1 protein-coding gene and 1 pseudogene are annotated in these 1,039 nt (G+C 37.5%); both read left to right on the forward strand.

The annotated features are described in order from the left end of the window. A pseudogene (locus CGS49_RS14335) lies at nt 1-274 on the forward strand (sugar ABC transporter permease); the annotation flags it as partial. 16 nt (nt 275-290) lie between these two features. Further along, nucleotides 291-1,039: peptide ABC transporter substrate-binding protein (locus tag CGS49_RS13715; protein WP_207653421.1), on the forward strand; the 749-nt coding region annotated here is incomplete at its 3' end.

The following is a 1,039-nucleotide window of genomic DNA, read 5'->3' on the forward strand; positions in this document are numbered from 1 at the left end:
CGACGATGGCCCTTTGAATGGTGTACTTCAAACCTTTCATATCACTAATGGACCTCTTCCATTCTTGACTGACCCATTGTGGGCTAAGTTCTCTATTATCTTTGTTAATATGTGGATTGGTATTCCATTTACAATGTTGGTCGCAACTGGTATCACCTTGATATTTCTAAAAATTCAGATCACTATTCAGCCTTGGCGCTTGGGAACTCAGAAAGTAACTTACTTCGTGTTGATAAAAATGGGAAGTTACAACCTGATTTGGCTAAAAAGTTGATGTGTCATCCGATGGTTTGACTTATACAGTGACTCTTAGAGATGGCTTGAAGTATTCAGATGGTACTAAGATTACTGCTGAGGACTTTGTCTATACTTGGCAACGTATGGTTGATCCTGCTACAGCTTCTGAGTATTCTTACCTCGCTTCAGATTCTCACCTTGTTAATGTTGCAGACATTATTGCTGGTAATAAGAGCGTTGATGAATTGGGTGTTAAGGCTGAGGGAAATAAAGTTATCTTTACCTTGTCAAATCCTTCTCCACAATTCAAAAGTCTTTTGTCATTCTCAAACTTTGTCCCACAACATAAGGAATTTGTAGAAAAGACTGGAAAACAATATGGAACGAAGTCTGACAAACAAATTTATTCTGGACCTTTCAAGGTTGAAAATTGGAATGGTACAAGTGGTAGCTTCAAACTTGTCAAAAATAACAATTATTGGGATGCAAAGCACGTCAAAACAAAGACAATCAATATTCAAACGGTTAAAAAACCTGATACAGCTGTCCAAATGTATAAACAAGGTCAACTTGACTTTGCAAGCATTTCAAGTACGTCAGCAATCTTTAACTCAAATATAAAGAACAAAGATGTTGTTACAGTTCCAGAAGCAACAACAAGTTATATGACTTATAATGAAACTGGTAAAGTTAAAGGTCTAGATAATCTTAAAATCCGTCAAGCTCTCAACCTTGCTACCGACCGTAAAGGTATTGTCGAAGCTGCGGTTGATACAGGCTCAGTTCCAGATCGGTCCAATGG

This window comes from Faecalibacterium langellae, assembly GCF_002549775.1.
GTDB classification, from domain to species: Bacteria; Bacillota; Clostridia; order Oscillospirales; family Ruminococcaceae; genus Faecalibacterium; species Faecalibacterium langellae.